The sequence below is a fragment of the Saccharopolyspora sp. ID03-671 genome, from assembly GCF_045278815.1.
Classification (GTDB): Bacteria; Actinomycetota; Actinomycetes; order Mycobacteriales; family Pseudonocardiaceae; genus Saccharopolyspora; species Saccharopolyspora ipomoeae.
Window position 1 is genome coordinate 3620743 of sequence record NZ_CP134054.1, and the last position, 13552, is coordinate 3634294.

Sequence of the window (13552 nt, forward strand, 5' to 3'; positions counted from 1 at the left end):
GCCACTGTTCCCGGGCATCACCGGCTCGCAGGGTGGGGCCATGCCTCTTCATCGAGCCTGGTGGGTCGCCGCGGTGGCCGCGCTGGTGATCATCGGCGCCGGTGCCTGCGCGACGACCGCGGGCCTGCTGGTGACGCCGTTGCACGACGAGTTCGGCTGGTCGCACGGCACGATCGGCGCGGCCTCCTCGGTGAACCTCGTGCTGTACGGGCTGACCGCGCCGTTCGGCGCCGCCGCGATGGACCGCTTCGGCCTGCGCCGGATCGTCACCGCCGCGCTGCTGCTGATCGCCTCGGGTGCCGCGCTCACCACGTGGATGACCGCGCCCTGGCAGTTCGTGCTCGGCTGGGGCGTGCTCGTCGGGACCGGCTGCGGGGCGCTGGCGACCACGTTCGCCGCGCTGGTGGCCGACCGCTGGTTCGCCGCCCGCCGCGGCCTGGTCGCGGGCGTGCTCACCGCCGCCACGGTCTTCGGCCAGTTCGCGCTGCTGCCGGTGTTCGCGCTGCTGACCGACGTCGACCGGCGCGCGGCGACCGGAACCCTGATCGGGATCGCCCTGCTGGTCACCCCGCTCGCCTGGGCGGTGCTGCGGGACCGTCCCGCCGACGTCGGCCTGCTCCCCTACGGCGCGACGCGCCCGGAACCGCCGACGCCGACCGCCCCGCTGACGCGCGCGGTGCGCGCCCTCCCGCTGCGGCGCGGCTCCTTCTGGCTGATCGCAAGTGCTTTCGCGATCTGCGGGGCGTCGACCAACGGCATCATGTGGACCCACTTCACCCCGGCCGCCCACGATCACGGGATGCCGACCGGCATCGCGTCCTCCCTACTGGCGGTCATCGGCGTGGTCAACGTGCTGGGCACGGTCGGCTCCGGCTGGCTCACCGACCGGCTCGACCCGCGCCTGCTGCTGACCGCGTGCTTCGCGCTGCGCGGGGTCTCGCTGGCGCTGCTGCCCGGGCTGTTCGGCCCGGTGGTGCGGCCCGGGATGATCGCGTTCGTGGTGGTGTTCGGCCTGCTCGACGTGGCGACGGTCCCGCCGATCATCGCCCTGTGCCGGCGACTCCACGGCGCCGACGGCCCGATCGTCTTCGGCTGGATCAGCGTCGCCCACCAGCTCGGCGCCGGGCTCCTCGCCTTCCTCGGCGGGCTCGTCCGGGACGCCGCGGGCGGCTACGCGCTCCTCTGGCCCGCCACCGGCGCACTGTGCCTGATCGCGGCGGTCCTGGTGCTGCGGATCCCTGCCAGGCCGCGCGAATCGACCCCTCACGAGCTCGCCGAGGATCCCGCGCGGTGCTGACAACGACTTGCCTCAAGTCCGTTCGGGTGATGAAGGCACGGGGGCACGAGGAAGCTCGACCAGGCTTCCGAGGTCCGTTAGACTGAGTACATCAGCTCCCCAAGAGCTTGCCAGGGATTGCCCGCGGTGCTGTCACCGCTCTCCTTAAGTGGATCGGCCCCTGGAAGCTCTTGGGGAGCTGATCTCGTCGCTGCACTCCACGCACGGAAACCAGTCGTTCTTTCGGACGAGCTCGTGGCGCGGCATGCTCCTGATCCCCAACGGGATCGCACATGAATCACGCTTGCGGATCTGAGGCCAGATCTTGAGCAGGTCATCGTCACTCTGTGTGATCGCCCCTTATTGAGTGATCTTCATGCGCACTCGAGTTCGCGTACCTCTCAACCCCGAACTGCCTGACGGATCACCCGTCTCGCCCGTATCGTCCTGTTATGCGTAACTCGAGAGTCCGGATCGTCACGGCCGTCGCCGGTGCCGTCTTCGCGCTCGGCGTGACCGCCGGGTGCGACTTCGCCCAGCCCCCGCAGCAGGAGGACCAGCAGGAGCAGCAGGACGGCGACCAGCAGCAGGACGACGGGCAGCAGCAAGACGACCAGCAGCAGGACGACGGCGGCCAGGAGGACGGCGGCCAGGAGGACGGCGACGACAACTGATCGCCACCAGCCCACCGAACGCGAGAGCCCCTGCCGGGTGTCACCCGGCAGGGGCTCTCGTCGTCGGCGTCAGCTGCCGCCGTTGGTGACGGCGCGCTCGATGCGCTTGCCGATGTCCTCGTCGATGTTGCGCCAGTACTCGAAGGCGCGCTGCAGGACCGGCTCGGTGACGCCGTCCAGCAGGTGACCGGCCACGTTGGAAACCAGCCGGGCGCGGGCGTCGTCGTCGAACACCTCGCGGACCATCGTTCCCGCCTGCCCGAAGTCGTCGTCATCGCGGCGCTTCGTGTAGGCGGCGTGCACCATCTCGCCGCTGGTGCTCCAGCCCGCGGGCTCGCCGAACCGGACGGTGTCGGCTGCCGGCCCGCCGTAGGAGTTCGGCGCGTACACCGGATCGGCGACCTTGTTGACGCGCATCGCCCCGTCCTTGCTGTAGCTGTGCACCGGGGCGTCGGCCGAGTTCACCGGGATCTGCTTGTAGTTGGCGCCGAGCCGGGCCCGGTGCGCGTCGGCGTAGGAGAACAGCCGGGCCAGCAGCATCTTGTCCGGGCTCGGGCCGATGCCGGGGACCAGGTTGTTCGGCTCGAACGCGGCCTGCTCGATCTCGGTGTGGTGGTCCGTCGGGTTGCGGTCCAGCGTGAGCTTGCCGACCTCGATGAGCGGGTAGTCGCCGTGCGGCCACACCTTGGTCAGGTCGAACGGGTTGAACCGGTAGGTCTCGGCGTCCTCGAACGGCATGATCTGCATCTTCAGCGTCCAGCTGGGGAAATCGCCCCGCTCGATCGACTCGTAGAGGTCGCGCTGGTGGTAGTCGCCGTCCGCGCCGGCCAGGTGGTCGGCCTCCTCCTGGGTCAGGCACTCGACGCCCTGGTCGGTCTTGAAGTGGTACTTCACCCAGAACTTCTGGTTCTGGGCGTTGACCCACATGTAGGTGTGGCTGGAGTAGCCGTTCATGTGCCGCCAGGTCTTCGGGATGCCCCGATCGCCCATCAGCCAGGTGACCTGGTGCGCGGACTCCGGCGAGAGCGTCCAGAAGTCCCACTGCATGTTCTTGTCGCGCGAGTTGGTGTCGGCGCGCCGCTTCTGCGAGCGGATGAAGTGCTGGAACTTCATCGGGTCCCGCACGAAGAAGACCGGCGTGTTGTTGCCGACCATGTCGTAGTTGCCCTCGCTGGTGTAGAACTTCACCGCGAAGCCGCGCGGGTCGCGCCAGGTGTCCGGGCTGCCCCGCTCACCCGCCACCGTCGAGAACCGGATCATCACGTCCGTCTCGGTACCCGGCTGGAACACGGCGGCCCGGGTGTAGGCGCTGACGTCGTTGGTCACCACGAACCGCCCGAACGCACCGTTGCCCTTGGCGTGCGGCTGGCGCTCCGGGATGCGCTCCCGGTTGAACTGCGCCATCTGCTCGATCAGGTAGTTGTCCTGCAGCAGGATCGGGCCGTCGGGCCCGACCGTCAACGAGTGCTCATCGCTGGTGACCGGGATGCCCGCATCGGTCGTCGTCGCGGGTTTTCGGTTCTGGTCGACCATCGTTCTTCGTCCCTCCGGTGGTGGCTCGGCAGTTCAGGACGCCAGCGGGGGAAGGCACACCCCACCACCCAGTGCATGCCCGCACCGGAAATCCGTCAAACGCAGACCGGAGCGGTCACCCCGGGATGGGCACGGCACCGCCGGTCACGGTGACCCGCGGGTCGTCGGGGTCGACGTGCGCGGTGATCTCGCTCCGCCGACCCATGTCCTCGCCCTGGACGATCGCCAGCCGGAGCGGCTCGGTCACCCGGCCGAGGGCGCGCAGGTAGCCGCCGAACGCCGCCGCGGCGGCTCCTGTCGCCGGGTCCTCCACCACTCCGCCGACCGGGAACGGGTTGCGCGAGTGGAAGGTTCCGTCGTCCTCGCGCCAGACGAGTTGGAGCGTGGTCCAATCCCGCTCCAGCATCAGCGCTTTCAGCGCGTCGAAGTCGTAGTCCAGCTCCGCCAACCGCTCTCGGTCGCGGACGGCGAGCACCAGGTGTTCGTTGCCGCCGAAGGCGACGTGCGGCGGGAAGGCGCTGTCGAGATCTTCGGCGTTCCACCGCAGCGCCTTCAGCGCATCCCGGACCTCGGCCTCGGTGGCCGCCCGGCTGGTGGTGGGGACGCTGCGCAGGCCGGCCCGGACGGCACCGGTCTCGTCCGCGCTGGTGCTGACCGCGATTTCCCCCGCACGGGTGTCGAAGAGCAGGTCTCCGACCGCGGTGCGCTCGGCGAGCGCGACCGCGGTGGCGATGGTGGCGTGCCCGCAGAAGGCGACCTCGGCGAGCGGGCTGAAGAAGCGCAGGGTGAAGCGGCGCGGCCCGGTGGGAACGGCGAACGCGGTCTCGGAGTAGCCGACCTCGGCGGCGATCTGCTGCATCCGGGCCTCGTCGAGGTCCCGCGCGTCCAGCACGACTCCCGCAGGATTTCCGCCCTCAGGGGTGGTGGTGAACGCGGCGTAGCGGTGAATTTCAGCCATGCGTTCACTGTCCCCCCGGCCGGTCATTCAATCAAACGATGAGTTTCGATCCATCCGATCGACAGAACCGATACCCTGGACGCGTGGACACCGACCTGCTGCGCACATTCCTCGCAGTGGCGCGTCACGAGAGCTTCACGGCCGCCGCAGCGGAGCTGAACCTGGTCCAGTCGACGGTGACGAGCCGGATCAAGGCGCTGGAGAAGGCCCTCGGAACCCGCTTGCTCGATCGTCTTCCGGACGGTGCCCGGCTCACCGAAGCCGGGCACCGCACCGCCGGGCACGCCCACGCCGTCCTCGACGCGGAACGACGCCTGGTCGAGGACTCCGCCTCCACCGAACCCGCCGGCGAGGTCGTCGTGGGAGCACCCGAATCGGTCTGCGCCTACCGGCTCCCGCGAGCCATCGCGGCGCTGCGGCAGCAACACCCCCGAACCACCGTGCACCTGGTTCCCGCGGGAACCAGCGAGACCTTCCGCGGAGTTCTCGACGGTCGCTTCGGCATCGGGCTGGTCCTCGACCACGCCCCCGCCCCGAGCCCGCTCAGCCCGCGTCCGCTCGGTGCCGAACCGATCGCGCTGGTGGCCGCACCCGGTCACCCGAGCACCCGCGAGGAGATGACCTGGGCGAAACTGGCCGAACACCCCTACTTCCTGCTCGAAGAGGGGTGCAGCTACAGCGACGACTTCGTGCGCGAACTCGAACGGCGCAGCCCGATCCGCCCGCAGATCACCCGCTTCGGCAGCATCGAAGCCGCCCGCTCCTGCGTCGAAGCGGGCCTCGGCCTCTCCGTCCTACCGGCGATCGCGTGCGCGGACGCCCTCCAGCGCGGTCGTCTGAAAGCGCTCCGCCCACCACGCCCGCAGGTACCGCTGACCCTCGTCCTCGACGAACGCAGGTGGCACTCCCCAACGGCGGAGGCGCTCCTCCGAGTCGTCGAAGACCGGGAATGGCCGGAGTGACCCATCTCTCCCGGTCCGCGCTCGATCCGGTGCCACTTCACCCTCCGGTCGAGGAGACCCCTGAAAAGCAAGAAACCCCCTGCTTGAGGGGGTTTCTGCTGTCTCGACCAGACGTGCGCCCGTAGGGATTCGAACCCCAAACCTTCTGATCCGTAGTCAGATGCTCTATCCGTTGAGCTACGGGCGCTTGTTCAATTGTCGGGTCCCACCCTAGGGTAGGGCCCTTGCGGAGGCTCCGGGATTTGAACCCGGGAGGGGGCGTAACCCCCAACCGCATTAGCAGTGCGGCGCCATAGACCAGACTAGGCGAAGCCTCCCGGCGTCCTTCGCGGCCACCGGAGATAACTTTACACACCCCTTCAGCGGCCTCGAACGGGGGGTCCCCCAAATCTCCGCTCACTCCTTCGCAGCGTTGCTGAGCTGCACGAACGGCTCCAGCGACGCCGGGTTCTGCAAGGCGTCGCGGCTGACGGCCCGCTCAGGCGGAGTTCCGGCGAGGATCTTCTTCACCGGCACCTCCAGCTTCTTGCCGTTCAACGTCCGCGGGATCTCGTCGACGACGAGGAAGCGGTTCGGGACGTGCCGCGGCGAGAGCTCGGTGCGCAGGGCCGCCTTGAGGTCGCCGAGCACGTCCTTCAGCGCGGTCCCCTCGGTCAGGACCAGGAAGCACAGGAGTTCGCCGTCGGTCTCGCCCGCGCCGGAGGTGTCGATCACCAGCGAATCGGCGATCTGCTCGAAACCCTCGACCACGCGGTAGAACTCGGCGGTGCCCATCCGGACGCCGCCCCGGTTGAGCGTCGAATCGCTCCGGCCGTAGATCACCAGCGAGCCGCGGTCGGTCATCCGGACCCAGTCGCCGTGCCGCCAGACGCCCGGGAACTCGTCGAAGTAGGCCTCGCGCAGGCGAGAACCGTCCGGGTCGTTCCAGAAGAACACCGGCATCGTCGGCATCGGCCTGGTCAGCACCAGCTCGCCGACCTCCTCGTGCAGCTCCTCGCCGTACTCGTCGAAGGAGGCCGCCGCGGCGCCCAGCAGCGGGCACGAGATCTCGCCCAGCCACACCGGGACGTCCGGGCTCGCACCCACGAACGCCGTGCACAGGTCCGTGCCGCCGGAGACGCTGGCGATCTGCACGTCCGCACCGACCGCGTCGGCGACCCAGCGGAACCCGTCGGTGGTCAGCGGGGCCCCGGTCGAGCCCACCGCGCGCAGCTCCGAGAGGTCGAAGTCGTCCTTGGGGCGCAGCTCCCGCTTCAGGCAGCTCTGGATGAACGGGGCCGAGGTGCCGAAGAAGTTCACCCGGTACCGGGCGGCGAGCTCCCACAGCACCGACAGCGACGGGTACCCCGGGCTGCCGTCGAACATCACCAGCGTGGTGCCCGTCAGCAGGCCGCCGATCAGGAAGTTCCACATCATCCAGCCGGTGGTGGTGAACCAGAAGAACCGGTCCCCCGGGCCGAGATCGCAGTGCAGGCCGATGGCCTTGAGGTGCTCCAGGACCATGCCGCCGTGCCCGTGCACGATGCCCTTCGGCAGCCCCGTCGTGCCCGACGAGTACAGGATCCACAGCGGGTGGTCGAACGGCACCGGCGTGAACTCCAGCGCGGCGCCGCGGTGGTGGGCCAGCAGCTCCGACCAGTCCAGCGCGCCCGGCAGGCCGTGCTCCTCGCCGAGGTAGTCGATCAGGACCGTGGCGGCCAGGCCCGGCATCTCCGCGCGGAGCTGGTCGACGGTTTCGCGGACGTCGAAGCGCCGGCCGCCGTAGCAGTAGCCGTCGACGGCGATGAGGACCTTCGGCTCGATCTGCACGAAGCGGTCCGCGACCGCGCGGGTGCCGAAGTCCGGGGAGCAGGAGGACCAGGTGGCGCCCAGGCTCGCGGCGGCCAGGAACGCCACCAGAGTCTCCGGGCAGTTCGGGGCCAGCGCCGCGACCCGGTCACCGGCACCCACCCCGAGCTCCGCCAGCGCGGAGCGGGCGGCGGCGACGCGGTGCCGCAGCTCGCCGTAGCCGATCTCCTCGCTGCGGCCGTCCTCGCGGACGAAGACCACCGCCAGGTCGTCGTCGGTCTTGCCCTCGCCGGCGCGGAGCGCGTGCTCGGCGTAGTTCAGCGTGGAGCCGGGGAACCAGCGGGCGCCCGGCATGACCTCCTCCGGCAGCACCTGCTCGGCGCGGTCGTGGAAGACGACGTCGAAGAACTCCGCGATCGCCGACCAGAAACCGGGCAGGTCGGCCACCGACCACTCCCACAGGGCGCGGTAGTCCGGCAGGTCCAGCCCGCGCTGCTCGCGCAGCCACGCGCGGAAGGCGGCCATCCGGCTGGCGGCCACGCCTTCCGGAGTCGGTTCCCACAACAGCTCCGGTGCGGTCGTCATGAGCTACTTCCTAACCCACCGCATGCCGTTCCTGCCAGGGCGAACGTCACCCGGACCGCGGGGCCTCAGCGAAGGTGCAGGTCGAACCAGTTGCGGGCGCGGCGCCACGCCTCGTCGGCGGCCTCGGGGCCGACGTCGAAGCGGTGCCCGGCACCCGGGTAGCGGACGACGTCGGTGACGACCTCGGCCGCGTCGGTGACCTCGCGGAGCTTGTCGACCTCACCGGCCTCCACGTCGTCGCCGTAGAGGCCGAGCCACGGGCAGGAGAGCTCGCCCGCGACCTCCACCAGCGGCGGGAGCTTCGCCGACAGCGGATCGAGGATGCCGGTGCCGCCGACGCTGACCGCCGCACCGAGCGAGCGGCTCGCAGCCACCACCAGCGCGGCCGAGCCGCCGATGTCGAAGCCCATGATCCCCTGCCGGTCGGCGGGGACGCCCTGGTCGGACAGCCAGAGGAACGCGGCGTCGGTGTCGGCGAGGATCGAGTCGCCGGAGAGCTTCTGGACCTGCTCGTGCTCGCACTGGTCGGCGGCGAGCTCGTCGGTGCCGTCGCGGTGGTAGAGGTGCGGGGCGACGGTGAGCCAGCCCTCCTCGGCCAGCGCGCTGCAGAGCTTGCGGACCCGCTCCGTGATGCCGCGCGCCTCGTGCAGGAAGACGAGGCCTCCGCGCACCACGTTGTCGGGCTCGGCGACGGTGAGTCGCAGCGCCGTTCCGTCGGTGAGCGCGATCGTCTCGGTACGGGTTCGGATCATGCCCGGCAGGTAACCACAGGTATGTGAACAGGGGGCAACACCGTCATCCATAAGGACCAACACGTGACCGAAAGGACCCGGATGGGGCCGTCACGATGACAATGAGCATTGGCAACGGGCAGTTCTAGCCATAATCACCCAGGATCGAAGTCCGTTTTGTCCGGACAATTATGGCTAAAACTGTCCCCCTCCCGGATCCATCGTCATCGCACCCTCCGCTCCCGCCCGGCCCGGCACCGGGATCGGGTGCGGCGGGAAGGGGACAGCGGTGGTGTGGAGGTGGATGACGCCGGGTTAACGTCCTCCGGAGACGGATCGAGGTAGGAGTAGTCGATGAGCGTGCGCACCCGTGCCGACCTGGAACAGCTGCCGCCCTACGTGGCCGGGCGGACCGTGCCGGGGTCGATCAAGCTGGCCAGCAACGAGGTCTCCGAGGGCCCGCTGCCCAGCGCGGTGGCGGCGATCAACGAGGCCGCCACCGAGGTCCACCGCTACCCCGACATGGGCGTGGGCGCGCTGACCGAGGCGCTGGCCGCGCACTACGACGTCGCGCCGGAGCGGATCGCGGTCGGCTGCGGCTCGGTCGCGCTGTGCGAGCAGCTGGTGCAGGCCACCTGCACCGCCGACGACGAGGTCGTCTTCCCGTGGCGCTCGTTCGAGGCCTACCCGATCATCACGCAGGTCGTCGGAGCCCGGCAGGTGAAGGTGTCGCTGACCGGCGAGCACGCGCTGGACCTCGAAGCGATGCTGGCGGCAATCACCCCGGCGACCCGGCTGATGTTCGTGTGCACGCCGAACAACCCCACCGGCACCCTGGTCCGCAAGGCCGAGCTGGAGGCGTTCCTGGACCGGGTTCCCGAGGACGTCCTGGTGGTGCTCGACGAGGCCTACTTCGAGTTCGTCGACGACGCCGACGCCCCGGACGGCGTGGAGATCACCCGCGTCCGCGACAACGTCGTGTCGATGCGCACCTTCTCGAAGGCCTACGGCCTGGCGGGCGTGCGCGTCGGCTACGCGATCGGACCGGTGGAGGTCGCCGAGGCGCTGCGCAAGGTCACCATCCCGTTCAGCGTCAACGCGCTGGCCCAGACCGCCGCGATCGCCTCGCTGCAGGCACAGGACGAGCTCCGCCGCCGCTGCGCGGACGTGGTCGCCGAGCGGGCGCGGGTGCACCGCGAACTGGTGGCGCTGGGCTACGAGGTCCCGGAGACGCAGGCGAACTTCGTGTGGCTGCCGCTGGGTGAGCGCACCGCCGCGTTCAACGAGCACTGCCTCGAGAACCGGGTCGTGGTGCGGGCTTTCGCCGGCGAGGGCGCGCGGGTGACGATCGGTCAGCCCGCGGAGAACGACGCGTTCCTGGCCGCGGCCAAGTCGTTCGGCTGAGAAGGCGGGAGAAGCCCGGAGAAAGAGCAACGGTGGTGACCGGCGAAGAGAGGGGGAGTACTTCGCCAGCCACCACCGCTGCGATCGTGGCCGCTTGAGCCGAAACGGCCACTTCTTACGCGTAGCGATCTACGCAGCACCGGAATGTAGTGGCGGGCCGGGCCCGCCGCTACAGAAGCGACAGGAGATCCACCCGTTCAGGTGGCCGGCCCGTCCGTCCGGGTGGGGATCAACCGGTCACCGCGTGGTGCCCCTGCACCGCAACGGGTGCCGGGGCCTCGGGCAGCTTCTCGGTCGAGTCGGAGGACGCGGGCGGCTCGTAGCCCGGGGAGACCTCGGTCGGCGGCTCCTCGGCCGGCGGCTCGCTCGGGCCCTCCTCGATCGGGGCGTTGGCCGCGCACACCACGTTCTGCGGGGACGCGACCGGCACGACGGCGCCGAGGATCGCGATGTTGTTGCCGCACAGCTGGATCGGCAGCACGCTCGTGTTGTTGTCGTTGCCGATGTTGATGCCGTCGTTGTCGGTGCTGTCGGCGAAGGCCTGGGTGCCACCGATGACCATGCCCGCGGTGCCCACTGCCAGAGCGCCCGCCATGTAAGCCGTCTTGCGCATAGATCGCTTCCTCTTCCTGGTTTCTCGGGGGAACTCCACCCTCGGCGGGGTCACCGCAGGTGGACGAGCGTGCCCAGTGGCAGCGTTGCCAGCAGGCGCAGCGCGTCGTCGGGGACGCGGACGCAGCCGTCGCTGCTGGCCTGGCCGAACACCGAGGGTTCCGGCCAGCCGTGCAGCGCGACCGTGCCCGGCCCGCCTCCGTACGTGCTGAAGGTGTTGGAGTGGGTGCCCAGCGGCAGGATGATCGGGCTGAACTTGGTGACCGTCTCCTCGATCGCCGCCATGATGAACGTCCGGCCGCGCGGCGTCGGCGAGTCCGACGCCCCGACACCGACCACCCACTGCCCGATCGGTGCGCCGTCGCGGAGCACCGTGAGCCGCCGCGCGTCGATCTCGACGTCGACCGCGTAGGGCGTGCGGGCGCGCTGGGTCCGCTGGTCCTCCAGCACCCAGCCGGTGGCCCCGTTCGGCCGGGACGGGAGCAGGACCTGAGCCCACTTGCCGCGCTCGGCGATGACCGGCACCCACGTGGGGTTGTCGAGCTGCTTGGCGGGCAGCTTGGCGAACACCGGTCCGCCGGGCGAGGAGTGCACCGCGGTGTCCGCCTGCACCCGCAGCACGACGCCGTCGGTGTCCCCGCCCGGTGCCGGATCGGCGGGGGCCGTGGGGAATTCGGTGAAGGTGGTGGCGTCGGCCTGCATGCCCAGGTCCGCCCTGGCCATCGCGTACGGCGGCCGTTCGGCGGGGGCGGGCGCGGTGCCCGCGCATCCGGTCAGCGCGAGGCATGACAGGCCCAGCGCGGCGGCCGCGAGCGACCGGGCCGCGCGTGCGGTGCCGCCGGCGGTGCGACGTAGGCTCATCATCGGCTCCTGGCCCGTCGACTCTGTGGTCCTCCGGGCGGAGCGCCTTGGGACGCCCGGAGGTGGGCAGCTGATCCGAGTGATCACATGCCGACGGGAAGTTATCCGGGCGTGCACGCACCACCGCACCGGCCCGCACCGGGGGTTCGATCGACTTCCGGCCCCTGATCAGCGAAAACGGTTCTCGTTTATCGTCAGCGGAGCCTCGTTACCAAGAGCCGATCACCTGATCGTGTGGATCTTTTCCCCCTGTCCAGCGATGCCTAGTCGAGCGCGCGACGGAGGAAGAAGCGGATCCCCAAGGTCCCGAACAGCAGCATCGCGACCAGCAGGGCCAGCACGCACACCCACGGCGCCATGTGCGGGATGCCCGGCAGCAGCGCTCCCCGCATTCCCTCGCTGACGTAGGTCAGCGGGTTGATCGCGCACAGCACCTGGAACCAGCGCAGGTGCTCCAGCTGCGCCCACGGGAACTGGGTGGCGCCGGTGAACATCAGCGGCGCCAGGATCACCGCGAACATGATGTTGATCCGCCGAGGCGGCACCGCCGCGCCGACCGTCATGCCGACCGCCGCGCCGGAGGCCGACCCGAGCACCATGCACAGCAGCGCGAACGGCAGACCGCTCAGGTCCCAGTCGATCCGGCCGAGCATCCACACGCCCATCGGCACCATCAGCACCGCGGCGAACAGGCCGCGCAGCGCGCCGAAGAGCATCTTCTCCACGGCCACCCAGCTGATCGGCAGCGGCGCCAGCAGCCGGTCCTCGATCTCCCGCGAGTACGAGAAGTCCAGGACGAGCGGGAACGACGTGTTCTGCAGCGACACCAGGAACGCGTTGAGCGCGATCATCCCGGGCAGCAGCACCTGCGCGTAGCCGGGCTGGGTGTAGCCGAGCTCGCCGAGGACCTTGCCGAAGATGAACAGCAGCGCCACCGGCTGGACCAGCACCTGCGCCAGGAAGCTCGGCAGCTCGCGGCCGGTGACGAATACGTCGCGCCCGAGGACGGCGAGGAACGCGCGGATCGAGATCATCGCAGCTCCCGGCCGGTCAGGTCGATGAAGACGTCTTCCAGCGTCGCCGAGCCCAGCGACAGGTCGCTGACCGGGATCCGCTGCTCGTGCAGGGCCTGGGCGATCGGCCCGAGCAGCCCGGCGGGCTCGGACGCGACGTAGAGCCGCAGCCGCAGCTCGGCGGCGTCGTCAGGGCTGATCCGCTCGACCTGCTCGACACCGCGGATCTCGGAGAGCAACCCGGTGATCTTGTCCGGCTCGTAGCCGTCGGCCCGCAGGGTGGCGTCGAGGGTGCCGCTGCCGGGCAGCGAGCGGATCAGGGCCTCGGGGGTGTCCAGCGTCAGCAGCCGGCCGTGGTCGACGACGCCGACGCGGTCCGAGAGCTTCTCGGCCTCGTCCATGTCGTGGGTGGTGAGCACCACCGTGACGCCTTCGGAGCGCAGGTCGTCGATCCGGTCGTGCACGAACAGCCGGGCCTGCGGGTCGAGCCCGGTGGAGGGCTCGTCGAGGAACAGCACCTCGGGCCGGTGGATGAGCGCGCGGGCGATCATGAGCCGCTGCGCCTGCCCGCCGGAGAGGTCGTCGACGCGGGCCTTGGCCTTGTCGGTGAGGCCCATCCGCTCCAGCAGCTCGTCGGCGAGCCGACGCCGTTCGGCGCGGGCGACACCGTGGTAGGTGGCGTGCCAGATGAGGTTCTGCCGCGAGTTCAGCGACCGGTCCAGGTTGACCCGCTGCGGCACCACGGCGACCTTGCGGCGCGCGGCCACCGGGTCGGCGGCCACGTCCACCCCGGCCACCACCGCCTTCCCGCCGGTCGGCTCGACGCGGGTGGTGAGGATGCCCACGGTGGTGGTCTTGCCCGCACCGTTGGGCCCGAGCAGCCCGAAGACCTCGCCGGCTCGCACCTGGAAGGACAGCCCGTCGACCGCGTTGGCCCGGCTCTTGGGATACCGCTTGACCAGCTCGTGGACCTCGACCGCGACCGCCACATCGCCCCCCTGGTTCGGCACTCGATGCTAGTCGCGCGAAGCGGACCGGTGACAGCACATTTTTGGCGGGAGGTTTCCGTCCCGGCCCGCAGCGCTTCCGACCTCGGTAACCTGGCTGGGTGAGTGAGGCGACCGAGCAGCTGACCCCCTGGCTGGGCGAGACGGA

The 13552-nt window shown here is 70.3% G+C and carries 12 protein-coding genes and 2 tRNA genes; 4 read left to right on the plus strand and 10 right to left on the minus strand.

The window, feature by feature from the left end; all coding sequences use genetic code 11:
* Nucleotides 1-40: 40 nt before the first annotated feature.
* The gene (locus tag REH65_RS16595) at nucleotides 41-1297 is read left to right on the plus strand and encodes an MFS transporter (protein WP_406688235.1); all 1257 of its coding nucleotides are present in this window, start codon (nucleotides 41-43) and stop codon (nucleotides 1295-1297) included.
* A gap of 431 nt (nucleotides 1298-1728) precedes the next feature.
* Nucleotides 1729-1950, plus strand: coding sequence for a hypothetical protein (locus REH65_RS16600; RefSeq protein WP_406688236.1), 222 nt, complete (start codon nucleotides 1729-1731; stop codon nucleotides 1948-1950).
* Between the two features lie 69 nt (nucleotides 1951-2019).
* Here REH65_RS16600 and REH65_RS16605 read toward each other — a convergent pair whose 3' ends face one another.
* Complete coding sequence (locus REH65_RS16605) at nucleotides 2020-3483, minus strand: catalase (RefSeq protein ID WP_406688237.1); 1464 nt, start codon at nucleotides 3481-3483, stop codon at nucleotides 2020-2022.
* A gap of 115 nt (nucleotides 3484-3598) precedes the next feature.
* Nucleotides 3599-4441 (minus strand): PhzF family phenazine biosynthesis isomerase, encoded by an 843-nt coding sequence (locus REH65_RS16610; RefSeq protein ID WP_406688238.1) that lies wholly within the window; start codon nucleotides 4439-4441, stop codon nucleotides 3599-3601.
* A gap of 83 nt (nucleotides 4442-4524) precedes the next feature.
* Between REH65_RS16610 and REH65_RS16615 the strand changes: the two genes are divergently transcribed.
* Nucleotides 4525-5403: a LysR family transcriptional regulator gene (locus tag REH65_RS16615; protein ID WP_406688239.1), complete on the plus strand. Its 879-nt coding sequence runs from the start codon at nucleotides 4525-4527 to the stop codon at nucleotides 5401-5403.
* Nucleotides 5404-5517: 114 nt separating this feature from the next.
* Here the strand turns inward: REH65_RS16615 and REH65_RS16620 are convergent.
* The 4 genes from REH65_RS16620 to REH65_RS16635 all read right to left on the minus strand — a co-directional run bounded on the left by REH65_RS16620 (nucleotide 5518) and on the right by REH65_RS16635 (nucleotide 8528).
* Nucleotides 5518-5590: transfer RNA gene (locus REH65_RS16620), tRNA-Arg, on the minus strand.
* A 40-nt stretch (nucleotides 5591-5630) separates the two neighbouring features.
* Nucleotides 5631-5720 (minus strand) — tRNA-Ser (locus tag REH65_RS16625).
* Nucleotides 5721-5799: 79 nt separating this feature from the next.
* Nucleotides 5800-7776 carry an acetoacetate--CoA ligase gene (locus REH65_RS16630; protein ID WP_406688240.1) on the minus strand — a complete coding sequence of 659 codons (1977 nt, stop codon included), beginning with the start codon at nucleotides 7774-7776 and terminating at the stop codon, nucleotides 5800-5802.
* Between the two features lie 65 nt (nucleotides 7777-7841).
* Nucleotides 7842-8528, minus strand: a complete 687-nt coding sequence (locus REH65_RS16635; protein ID WP_281458349.1) for a dienelactone hydrolase family protein — start codon at nucleotides 8526-8528, stop codon at nucleotides 7842-7844.
* A 333-nt stretch (nucleotides 8529-8861) separates the two neighbouring features.
* Here REH65_RS16635 and hisC point away from each other — a divergent pair, with 333 nt between their 5' ends.
* The gene (hisC, locus tag REH65_RS16640; protein WP_406688241.1) at nucleotides 8862-9911 is read left to right on the plus strand and encodes a histidinol-phosphate transaminase; all 1050 of its coding nucleotides are present in this window, start codon (nucleotides 8862-8864) and stop codon (nucleotides 9909-9911) included.
* Between the two features lie 229 nt (nucleotides 9912-10140).
* Here the strand turns inward: hisC and REH65_RS16645 are convergent, their stop codons facing one another.
* The 4 genes from REH65_RS16645 to REH65_RS16660 form a co-directional block, all read right to left on the minus strand.
* Nucleotides 10141-10524, minus strand: coding sequence for a hypothetical protein (locus REH65_RS16645; RefSeq protein ID WP_406688242.1), 384 nt, complete (start codon nucleotides 10522-10524; stop codon nucleotides 10141-10143).
* 50 nt (nucleotides 10525-10574) lie between these two features.
* A complete protein-coding gene (locus tag REH65_RS16650; protein ID WP_406688243.1) occupies nucleotides 10575-11384 on the minus strand; it encodes a L,D-transpeptidase family protein in 810 nt (269 codons plus the stop codon).
* 263 nt (nucleotides 11385-11647) lie between these two features.
* Nucleotides 11648-12418, minus strand: a complete 771-nt coding sequence (locus tag REH65_RS16655; RefSeq protein ID WP_281458345.1) for an ABC transporter permease — start codon at nucleotides 12416-12418, stop codon at nucleotides 11648-11650.
* Nucleotides 12415-13386, minus strand: coding sequence for an ABC transporter ATP-binding protein (locus REH65_RS16660; RefSeq protein WP_406693184.1), 972 nt, complete (start codon nucleotides 13384-13386; stop codon nucleotides 12415-12417). The genes REH65_RS16655 and REH65_RS16660 overlap by 4 nt, the downstream gene beginning before the upstream one ends.
* Nucleotides 13387-13552 lie beyond the last annotated feature (166 nt).

Bases quoted from the DNA above. Each gene is read 5' to 3' on its own strand.
- REH65_RS16655 (WP_281458345.1), bottom strand. From the start codon at position 12,418: ATGATCTCGATCCGCGCGTTCCTCGCCGTCCTCGGGCGCGACGTATTC.
- REH65_RS16650 (WP_406688243.1), bottom strand. From the start codon at position 11,384: ATGAGCCTACGTCGCACCGCCGGCGGCACCGCACGCGCGGCCCGGTCG.
- REH65_RS16600 (WP_406688236.1), top strand. From the start codon at position 1,729: ATGCGTAACTCGAGAGTCCGGATCGTCACGGCCGTCGCCGGTGCCGTC.
- hisC (WP_406688241.1), top strand. From the start codon at position 8,862: ATGAGCGTGCGCACCCGTGCCGACCTGGAACAGCTGCCGCCCTACGTG.
- REH65_RS16610 (WP_406688238.1), bottom strand. From the start codon at position 4,441: ATGGCTGAAATTCACCGCTACGCCGCGTTCACCACCACCCCTGAGGGC.
- REH65_RS16645 (WP_406688242.1), bottom strand. From the start codon at position 10,524: ATGCGCAAGACGGCTTACATGGCGGGCGCTCTGGCAGTGGGCACCGCG.
- REH65_RS16595 (WP_406688235.1), top strand. From the start codon at position 41: ATGCCTCTTCATCGAGCCTGGTGGGTCGCCGCGGTGGCCGCGCTGGTG.
- REH65_RS16605 (WP_406688237.1), bottom strand. From the start codon at position 3,483: ATGGTCGACCAGAACCGAAAACCCGCGACGACGACCGATGCGGGCATC.
- REH65_RS16635 (WP_281458349.1), bottom strand. From the start codon at position 8,528: ATGATCCGAACCCGTACCGAGACGATCGCGCTCACCGACGGAACGGCG.
- REH65_RS16630 (WP_406688240.1), bottom strand. From the start codon at position 7,776: ATGACGACCGCACCGGAGCTGTTGTGGGAACCGACTCCGGAAGGCGTG.